This window comes from Bradyrhizobium sp. Arg237L (genome assembly GCF_029990105.1).
GTDB lineage: Bacteria > Pseudomonadota > Alphaproteobacteria > Rhizobiales > Xanthobacteraceae > Bradyrhizobium.
This window is the reverse complement of sequence record NZ_JAQMIL010000138.1, coordinates 1-9,796: the sequence shown is the minus strand read 5'-3', so window position 1 is coordinate 9,796 and position 9,796 is coordinate 1. Positions and strand designations below refer to the sequence as shown.

The window sequence follows — 9,796 nt, the reverse complement described above, 5'->3', positions numbered from 1 at the left end:
TATGATTCGGCATAACCGAATCGTACACGCATCGGCCTATCAGCCAAGATTCTTGCCCAGTCTCTTCGCTCTACCCATCCTACGATGTTACGGCGATATCCAAGCGGCCGAAAATTCGCGATCAAGCCGTAGGGTGGGCAAAGGCGCTCTTGCGCCGTGCCCACCATCTCTTGCACCGCTCGCGAATGGTGGGCACGCTTCGCTTTGCCCACCCTACGTTGCCCCTTCGCTCGACCGAAAATTCTCGATGAGCCGCAGCAAAACCCGCGCGCCAGCGTCGGCATCGGCGAGATCCACATGCTCGTCGGGGTGATGGCTGATGCCGCCGCGGCAGCGGACGAAGAGCATGGCGACGTCGGCGACATCAATCATCGCCATGCCGTCATGCCCCGCTCCGCTCGGCAGTTCGAACACGGGGTATCCCTCGCCGGCCACCGCCTCCGCCACCTGCGCTTTCAGCCAGGACGCGCAGGGCACGGTGCGGTTCTCATGGGTGACGTCGAGTTGCAGCGCGAGCGAGCGGCGTTTCGCGATGGTCTCGATTTGACGAACGATATCGGCGACCGCGCGCTTGCGATGCGTATCCGTGGGCGCGCGGATGTCGATGGTGAAGGAGACGAATCCCGGGATCACGTTGGTGGCGCCGGGCCTGGCATCGATATAGCCGACAGTGCCGACGAGACCGCCACCGTCGCTCTTGCAGAAACCCTCGATCGCCGTGATGCATTCGGCGGCGCCCGCGAGCGCATCGCGCCGGAGTGCCATTGGCACCGTACCAGCATGGCCGGCTATGCCCGTGATCTTTGCCGCAAGCCGCGTGGCGCCGGCGATCGCGGTCACCACGCCGACCGGCAGCCCCTTCTCTTCCAGCACCGGGCCCTGCTCGATATGCAGTTCGACATAGGCAAGCACTTCGCGGCGGGTGCGCGCGGCGGCGCCGATATGATCGGGATCGAGCCCGAAGGCGATCATCGCCTCGCGCATGGAAATGCCGGCGTGGTCACGCGCGTTCAGTACGCTTTCATCGAAAGTGCCGGCGACCGCGCGGCTGCCGAGCAGCGTCGAGGCAAAGCGCACGCCTTCTTCGTCGGCAAAGCCAGTCACCTCGATCGCGAACGGCAATCGGCGGCCGCGTCGGTTGAGATCGGCGACACAGGCGATCGCCGTGATCAGACCGAGCGGTCCGTCCCATTTGCCGGCGTCGCGGACGGTGTCGTAATGCGAGCCCAGCATCAGGCTCGGCAGGCCAGGCCTCTCGCCCTCGTAACGGCCGCAGACATTGCCGATCGCGTCGAGATGCGCACTCATCCCGGCCTCGCGCATCCAGGACAGAAGGAGATCGGCCGCCTTGCGGTGCTCGGGCGTCAGATAGATTCGCGCCAAATGCTCAGGCGTCTCCGATATCGCCGCAAGCTGGTCGATGCGGGCAACGATCTCCTCGCCAAGCAAAGATGGTCTGGTCCCGGCTCCCGCCGCGTCTTTCTTGCTCATGCTTTTCCAGTAAAGCGCCGCTTCGATGCCGGCGTCGGGATCGATACAAGTTCAATGCCAGCCCCTTGGCGCACGATCAACGCCCCAAATAGTGCTCAGCGGCCTTGCATACAATTGTCTGGTAACGCTCAATAATTAGGCTGACGCAGCATCGCTCAAAGTTTGAGCGGAATACGGCATCGAATAATACCCAAGCTATTTCAATAAATTGGTATTTCATGCCCGCCAGATAGGCTCTGGCACGAAGCTTGCGACACCCCGCCTAAGCTCCGCCGTTGGCGCGGATGCGCAACGACCGGCGGCCGGACCGCCCCAGGGGAGCAGGCAATGGATTTCAGCAGGATTTCACGACGGCATTTATTGCAAGGCGGCGCCGCGCTGGCGCTCAGCGGCACGATCGGCGCGCGCACGGCGCAGGCGGCCGAGACCACCATCGGCTTCATCTATGTCGGATCGCGTGACGACTACGGCTACAACCAGGCGCACGCGCAAGGCGCGGCGGCGCTGAAGAAACTGCCCGGCATCAAGGTGGTCGAGGAAGAGAAGGTGCCGGAGACCGATGCTGTCGAGAAGACCATGGAGTCCATGATCAATCTCGACGGCTCCACGCTGCTGTTCCCGACCTCGTTCGGATACTTCAGTCCGCACATGGTCAAGATAGCGAACAAATATCCGAAGATCCGTTTCGAGCATTGCGGCGGCTTGTGGACCGAGAAGGACCCGAAGAACGCCGGCAGCTATTTCGGCTATATCGACGAGGCGCAGTTCATTTCCGGTATCGTTGCGGGCTATTCGACCAAGAGCGGCAAGCTCGGCTTCGTCGCCGCCAAGCCAATCCCGCAGGTGCTGCGCAACATCAACGCCTTCACGCTCGGCGCCAAGCTCGCCAACCCGAAGGCGACGACGCAGGTGATTTTCACCGGCGACTGGTCGATGCCGGTCAAGGAAGCCGAGGCCACCAACAGCCTGATCGACCAGGGCGTCGACGTGCTGACCTGCCATGTCGACGGCCCCAAGACGATGGTCGAGAACGCTGCTCGCCGCGGCGCTTTTGTCTGCGGTTACCATGTCAACCAATCCCCGCTCGCGCCGAAGGCCTATCTCACCGGCGCCGAATGGAACTGGGAAGCGCTCTATCCGAAATTCCTGAAGATGATCGCGTCGGGCGAATCGATCCCGAACTTCTATCGTGGCGGCCTGAAGGAAGAGATCGTCAAATGCTCGCCCTATGGCGAAGCGGTCTCGGCCGAAGCGCGCAAGCATGCCGACGAGATGAAGGCAAAGCTCGTCGCCGGCGAATACACCATCTTCAAGGGACCGATCCTCGACAACAAGGGCAAGACGGTGATCGCGTCCGGCATCGAGCGCGGCCAGAAGGATCCTGAGCTCGAGAAGATGGACTATCTGATCGAAGGCGTGATCGGAGCGACTTCGTGACGACGGACACGGCTGACTCGGCCGAGGCAGTCGAGGCGGTCGGGGTCGCCCCGGCCGCCGATCCCGGTTTCCTGCAGCGCTACGGCGCCGCCATCGAGTACATCCTGATCCCGGGCGCCGCCCTGATCGGCGCGCTCGCGACCTTCGGCGTGTTCGTCGCGCTCTACGGCAAGAATCCGCTCGATCTCTATTTCTACATGTACCAGGGCGCGTTCGGCACCTGGTTCTCCTGGCAGAACACGCTGACCCGCGCCGCGCCGTTGATCCTGACCGCGCTGTGCACGGCACTGCCGGCGCAGCTCGGCATGGTCATCATCGGCGGCGAAGGCGCGCTCCTGATCGGCGCGCTCTCCGCGACCAGCGCGGCGCTCGCCATGCAATGGGCGCCGCCGCTGGTGGTGCAGATCGCGATGGTCATTGCCGGCGTGATCGGCGGCGGATTGTGGATCACGCTATCAGGCGCGCTCCGTCAGTATCGCGGCGTCAACGAGACGATCTCGAGCCTCTTGCTGGTCTACATCGCGCTTGCCATCCTCAACCATCTCGTCGAAGGCGTGATGCGCGATCCCTCCAGTCTCAACAAGCCGTCGACGCGGGAGATCGGCGCCGCCAACATGATCGGCACCATCCCCGGCACCGACGTGCATTGGGGCCTGGTGTTCGGCCTCGTCTGCGCGATCGCCTCCTACATCCTGATCTATCACACCACCTTCGGCTTTGCCGCACGTGTCGCCGGCGGCAATATCCGCGCCGCGAAGATCGTCGGACTTGGCGTCGGCAAATTGATCATGACGATCTGCTTTCTCGCCGGCGCCTGCGCGGGCCTTGCCGGCATGATCGAGGTCGCCGCCGTCCAGGGCCGCACCAACGCCAATCTCGCCGCGGGCTACGGCTTCACCGGCATCCTGGTCGCCTTCCTGGCGCGGCAGAATCCGCTCGCGGTCATTCCGGTCGCGATCCTGCTCGGCGGCATCAGCGCCAGTGGCGGCCTCCTGCAGCGACGGCTCGGACTGCCCGACGCTTCCGTCCTGGTGCTGCAGGGCATCATCTTCGTGTTCGTGCTGGCCAGCGACGCGCTCTACGGACGCATTGGCTTCCTGAAAGGAAAGTCCTGACATGGCAGACGCATCGATCGGGCTGTGGACCGTCCCGCTCGCCGTGCTCGGCGGCGCCATCCGTGTCTCGACGCCGTTCCTGTTCGTCAGTCTCGGCGAATGCATCACCGAGCGGAGCGGCCGCATCAATCTCGGCCTCGAGGGCACGCTGGTGATGGGCGCGATGAGCGCCTACGGCATCTCCTATCTCTCCGGCTCGCCCTGGCTGGGCGTGCTTGCCGCCGGCGTCACCGGCGCGCTGCTCGGCGCGCTCCATGCCGGCATCTGCTCATTGCCGCGCGTGAACGACGTCGCGGTCGGCATCGCGCTGATGCTGTTCGGCATCGGGCTCGCTTTCTTCCTCGGCAAGCCATTGATCGAACCGACCGCGCCGCGGCTGCCCGCGATCGATTTCGGCTGGTGGAGCGACATTCCGCAGGTCCGCGCCGCACTCCGCATCAATGTGCTGTTCCTGATCGGCGTCGCAATCGCCCCCACTCTCTATTGGGCGTTCAAGACCACGCGCTGGGGGCTCCTGATCCGCACCGCCGGCGAAAGCTCGGACGCGGCGCGGGCGATGGGCCATTCGGTGCTGCTGATCCGGCTGCGCGCCACCATGGTCGGCGGCTTCCTTGCCGGGATCGGCGGATCGTTCCTGTCGCTGTTCTATCCCGGAAGCTGGAACGAAGGCCTTTCGAGCGGACAGGGCATCACCGCGGTCGCGCTCGTGATCTTCGCGCGCTGGGATCCCCTGCTCTGCCTGTGGGCCTCGCTCGCCTTCGGCGGCGCGGCGGCGCTGGGACCGGCGCTGCAATCCGTCGGCGTCACCTCGGGCTATCACCTGTTCAACGCCGCGCCGTACATCCTGACGCTCGCGATCATGATCATCACCTGCTCGCCGAAGCGGACGCTGATCGGCGCGCCGGCCGAACTTTCCATCACCCGATAACACGCGCAGCAACGAGGTCGTCCATGCCCGAGCGCACCATCAAGTCCGAGCCCTACGCCTGGCCCTACAATGGCGATCTCCGCCCGGGAAACACCGCGCTCATCATCATCGACATGCAGATCGACTTCTGCGGCGTCGGCGGCTATGTCGACAAGATGGGCTACGACCTCTCGCTGACGCGGGCGCCGATCGAGCCGATCAAGCGCCTGCTCGCGGTGATGCGGAGCCAGGGCTATCACATCATCCACACCCGCGAGGGCCACCGCACCGATCTCGCCGACCTTCCCGCCAACAAGCGCTGGCGCTCGCGCCAGATCGGCGCCGGCATCGGCGATCCCGGTCCTTGCGGCCGCGTCCTGGTGCGCGGCGAGCCCGGCTGGGAGATCATTCCCGATCTTGCACCCCTGCCGGGCGAGCCGATCATCGACAAACCCGGTAAGGGCTCGTTCTGTGCGACCGACCTGGAGCTGATGCTGCGCCTGCGCGGCATTGAGAACATCGTGCTGACCGGCATCACCACCGACGTCTGCGTCCATACCACGATGCGCGAGGCCAACGACCGCGGCTTCGAATGCGTGCTGATTGAGGATTGCTGCGGCGCGACCGACAAGAGCAATCACGATCATGCGCTGAAGATGATCAAGATGCAGGGCGGCGTGTTCGGCGCGGTGGCGAAATCCGCCGACCTGATCGGAGCGATCTCGTGATCATCGGCGAGACGCCCGCCCCCACCGGCGCCTTCGGTGTCGATGCCATCGCCATGACCATGCGCTTTGGCGATTTCCTGGCGCTCGACAATGTCGAATTGAAGGTGCGTCCCGGCTCTTTCCACGCGCTGCTCGGCGAGAACGGTGCGGGCAAGAGCACGCTGGTGAAGTGCATCATGGGCTATTACCACGCAACCCAGGGCGACATCCTGATCAGCGGGCGTGAGCAGAAGATCGGCAACCCGAAGGACGCGCACGCGCTCGGGCTCGGCATGGTCTACCAGCATTTCACCCTGGTCCCTGCGATGACGGTCGCGGAGAACCTCGTGCTGGCGCGCGACGACGTGCCGGCCGTAGTGGACTGGGGCAGAGAGAAGAAAGAGCTCGAGGCGTTCCTCGCGCGGATGCCATTCAAGGTGCCGCTGGACGCCAAGGTTTCCGACATCTCGGCCGGCGAGCGGCAGAAGTGCGAGATCCTCAAGCAGCTCTATCTGAAGCGGCGCTTCCTGATCCTGGACGAGCCGACCTCGGTGCTGACGCCGGGCGAGGCCGACGAAGTTTTGGGCATGCTGCGCGCGATGGTCGTATCAGGTGAATTGACCATCCTGATGATCACGCACAAGTTCCGCGAGGTGATGGCCTTTGCCGATGAGGTGACCATCCTGCGGCGTGGAAAACTCGCCGGCCAGGGCCGCGTCGCCGAGCTCACGCCGGATGCCATGGCGCGCACCATGATCGGCGCCGAGCAATTGACCGTGCAGCCGCCCCGCGTCGGCGAAGTCGGCGAGGCGCGCCTCGAGCTCAACAGCCTCACCGCACTCGACGATGCCGGGGCGGTGGCCGTCCACAACGTCTCGCTCACGGTCCGCGGCGGCGAGATCGTGGGCATCGCCGGCGTCTCCGGCAATGGCCAGCGCCAGCTCGTGGAAGTGCTCGCCGGCCAGCGCGACGCCGAGAGCGGCGAAGTCCGCATCCGCGGCGAGCGCTATTCGGCGACGCGCGAGGAGATGCGCCGGCACAAGATGTCGCTATTGCCCGAGGAGCCGCTCAAGAACGCCTGCGTCGGCGGCATGAGCGTGGCCGACAACATCGCCTTCCGCGAATTCGACCGCGCCCCCTTCGCCAAGGGCGGCTGGTGGCTGAGTGGCGCGGCCTTTCGCAGGAATGCCGAACGCAAGATCGGCCTCTATAAGATCAAGACCCGCACACCGGATACGCCTATCTCCGCGCTCTCGGGCGGCAACGTCCAGCGGGCGGTGCTAGCGCGCGAGCTCGGCGGCGAGGTCGAGGTGCTGATTGCTGCCAATCCCTGCTTCGGGCTCGATTTCGCCGCCGTGGCGCAGATCCATGCCGAGATCATGGCGGCGCGCAACCGCGGCGCGGCGGTGCTTCTCGTCAGCGAAGACCTTGACGAACTGCTCGAACTTTCCGACCGTCTGGTGGTGATGTTCCACGGTGAGCTCGTCCACGAGGCCCGCGCCAGCGAAGCCGATCTCACCGAGATCGGGCGGCACATGGCGGGACATTGATGACGGATATTTCTGCGCTCACCCAGGACGAGGCTGACCTGCATTTCCTGCGCCGGTCCTTCGAGGTCGCCCGCCGCTCCGTCACCCACGGCAATCATCCCTTCGGCTCGGTTCTGGTCGACCAGAATCGCAACGTGCTGATGGAAGTCGAGAACGGCTACATGCCCTCCCGTGACGGCACCGCGCATGCCGAGCGCCTGCTCGCGACCAAGGCCTGCACGACGCTGGCGCCTGAGGTCCTCCAGCACGCCACGCTCTATTCGTCCGCGGAGCCCTGCGCGATGTGCGCGGGCGCGATCTACTGGGCCGGCATCGGGCGCCTGGTCTATGCGTTAAGCGAACATCGCCTGCGCGAGATCACCGGCAATCATCCGGAAAATCCGACCCTCGACCTGCCCTGCCGCGAAGTATTCCGCACCGGACAGCGACCGACCGATGTCGTCGGACCGCTGATCGAGGACGAGGCGGCGAAGCTCCACGCCGGCCTCTGGCAGAAATAGCGCCCGAAGGACTGCCAACCTACCTCGCCTGCGTCTTGTCCGCGCTCTTAAGAAAAAAATGGCGCCGCGGGTTCATCGCGGCGCCCAGTTCACCTGGAGAACGGGTCAGGTGCTTAGAACTTCATGGTGATACCGCCGTAGACCGTCGACTCGGTGCAGCTATTGGTGCTGTACGTCACTCCGGCCGCGTTGGTGAGGGTGCAGACGCCAGGCGCTGCGTTGTGGTCGAGGCCGAACTTGTTCTGCCAGTAGCGGTAGGCAACCCAGAGATCGACGAAGTGGGTGTACTTCGGTCCCCAGACCGCCTTGCTGGCGTCGAAGGTCAGACGGATCGGCTCGCTGTTGAACTCAACTGCGGTGCCGGTGCTGAACGGACCGGTGCCGAAGCCAACCAGCGGATTGTTCTGGTCACCCTTCTTGCCGTACCAGGCGGCGCGGCCGCTGATCGAGAAGTACTGCATGTATTCCGGCAGGAAGCCGAGGTCCATGTAGTAGTTGGTTTCGACCGCCCAGGTCGGATTGAAGCTGGTATTGCCGTCCGGAAGGCAGGTGGCGCCGGGAGCCGGATACGGAATGCCGGGACCGAACAGTCCGCACTGGTTGAAGGCGTTGTGGTTGGAGAACTCCCAGGACGCCAACGGCGACACGTTGAAGTAGCCTTTGTAGGGCAGAGCGAATTCGAACTGCAGACCGGCGACGACCTGTCGCTTGGCCGGGGCGAGGAAGTTGTTCTCGCTGTTGCCGTCCATACCGACTTCGAAGGAGACGTTGGTGAGCGGTCCGACGTTGAAGGCCTTGGTGTTGAAGATCTGATTGAAGCCGAAGGTCGAGCGGAACAGGCCGTAGATTTCGGTGGCGCCGGCGCAATTGGCTGACGCGCCAGTGATCAGCACGCCGGCATTGGAGCACGGCGAAGCCGGATCGTTCTGACCCGACTTGAACATCGAGATCGTGAAGAAGTTGGTGCCGTAGGTCCAGATGTCGAAGTGGGTGAACGAGTAGACCTGCTTGGCCGTCGTGCCGTTGATCGTACCGTTCGGCTGAATGGAGAACACGCCGGGATCGGTGCCCTTGGGCATCCAGGAGAAGGTTACGCGGTTATCGACCAGCAGGAAGAACGGCAAATCAGGCGCGGGCTTTGGCGCCTTGACCGGCAGGTCGGCCGCGCTGGCGAAGCCGGCGGGCGCGAGTGTGGCAAGTGACAGTGCCGCGGCTGCCAGGTTTCGAAGACTGAGCATATTCGTGTGTACCCCCAAGTTGACGTGCGAAAGTTCGAGGCCCTTCGCAACGACACTTGCGCCGTTCCCCTGAAGTGAGAAGCCTCAAGTTTTTTCACAGCGTGCTGCAAGTTTCGGCACGTAACGACTGCAACGTCAGTGTTTTAGGGAGTGGCCAGCGGCGAGGCGCAAACGCCCAAGCAACCTCCGCGCGTGGCGCGCATTTTCCGCTTTTGCCTATTTCTATTGGTTTTCTGCGGCGTTTGAGCGCAGCGCCTTGCGACGCTGCACGATCACCACGCGTAATCGTACACAGTCGAAACTTGGCTGCTCAACTTTTTGTCAGCACTGCTTAGACAGTCTCGAATTGTCTCGACCGTCGCAAATATGCAACAGCGATCGAATGACGTCCGCGCGGAGTGGAAGCCGCAAAAGAAGTCAGTAGCGCGGCTCACATCATTCTCAGTGTCGTCTCCGCGAAGGCGGGGGAGCCATAACCACAGGGAGGTGTTGTGGCAGGAGCAAGCTGTTGTAGCGGGGGACACAACAAAGGCCTGTGGTTATGGGTCATGGGGCAAGCCCGGGACGACGCGGGGTGAGTTCTGATTCAAATGTCAAACAGCTCATCCGCTGTCATCGTCCGCGAAGGCGGACGATCCAGTATTCCAGAGGCAGCCGTGCTTGAGCCGAGAGGCCGCCGGATACTGGATGCCCCGCCTTCGCGGGGCATGACGGTGGAGTGTGTGAGGGGATGTGAGTTCGCGTTCTCGCGGCGCGTTGCGCCCGAGCTTTGCGTCTCGTTTCACCCTCCTCGATATCAGAGGGCGCAGGGAAAGCCGGGTGCTGGTTGCACCCGTGGGTCCCGTGCAACA

General features: G+C 63.9%; 8 protein-coding genes. 6 read left to right on the top strand and 2 right to left on the bottom strand.

What is annotated here, in order from left to right:
* Positions 1-213 precede the first annotated feature (213 nt).
* Positions 214-1,491, bottom strand: a complete 1,278-nt coding sequence (locus OZ411_RS42045) for an allantoate amidohydrolase (RefSeq protein WP_282532667.1) — start codon at positions 1,489-1,491, stop codon at positions 214-216.
* 327 nt (positions 1,492-1,818) lie between these two features.
* On the opposite strand from OZ411_RS42045, the gene OZ411_RS42040 reads away from it, so the two are divergent.
* From OZ411_RS42040 to OZ411_RS42015, 6 genes are read left to right on the top strand one after another with little or no spacing between them, the layout of a single operon-like run.
* Positions 1,819-2,928, top strand: a complete 1,110-nt coding sequence (locus tag OZ411_RS42040; protein ID WP_130579647.1) for a BMP family ABC transporter substrate-binding protein — start codon at positions 1,819-1,821, stop codon at positions 2,926-2,928.
* On the top strand, positions 2,925-4,043 hold the full coding sequence (locus OZ411_RS42035) for an ABC transporter permease (protein ID WP_282532666.1): 1,119 nt from the start codon (positions 2,925-2,927) through the stop codon (positions 4,041-4,043). Before OZ411_RS42040 ends, OZ411_RS42035 begins: the two co-directional genes overlap by 4 nt.
* Before the next feature lies 1 nt (position 4,044).
* Positions 4,045-4,971, top strand: a complete 927-nt coding sequence (locus OZ411_RS42030; protein WP_282532665.1) for an ABC transporter permease — start codon at positions 4,045-4,047, stop codon at positions 4,969-4,971.
* Between the two features lie 23 nt (positions 4,972-4,994).
* Entirely contained in the window at positions 4,995-5,678 is a 684-nt protein-coding gene (locus OZ411_RS42025; RefSeq protein ID WP_282532664.1) for an isochorismatase family cysteine hydrolase, read from the top strand.
* Positions 5,675-7,207, top strand: coding sequence for an ABC transporter ATP-binding protein (locus OZ411_RS42020; protein WP_282532663.1), 1,533 nt, complete (start codon positions 5,675-5,677; stop codon positions 7,205-7,207). Before OZ411_RS42025 ends, OZ411_RS42020 begins: the two co-directional genes overlap by 4 nt.
* The gene (locus tag OZ411_RS42015; RefSeq protein WP_282532662.1) at positions 7,207-7,707 is read left to right on the top strand and encodes a nucleoside deaminase; all 501 of its coding nucleotides are present in this window, start codon (positions 7,207-7,209) and stop codon (positions 7,705-7,707) included. Before OZ411_RS42020 ends, OZ411_RS42015 begins: the two co-directional genes overlap by 1 nt.
* Before the next feature lie 113 nt (positions 7,708-7,820).
* Here OZ411_RS42015 and OZ411_RS42010 read toward each other — a convergent pair whose 3' ends face one another.
* Positions 7,821-8,945 (bottom strand): hypothetical protein, encoded by a 1,125-nt coding sequence (locus OZ411_RS42010; RefSeq protein WP_130579642.1) that lies wholly within the window; start codon positions 8,943-8,945, stop codon positions 7,821-7,823.
* Positions 8,946-9,796 lie beyond the last annotated feature (851 nt).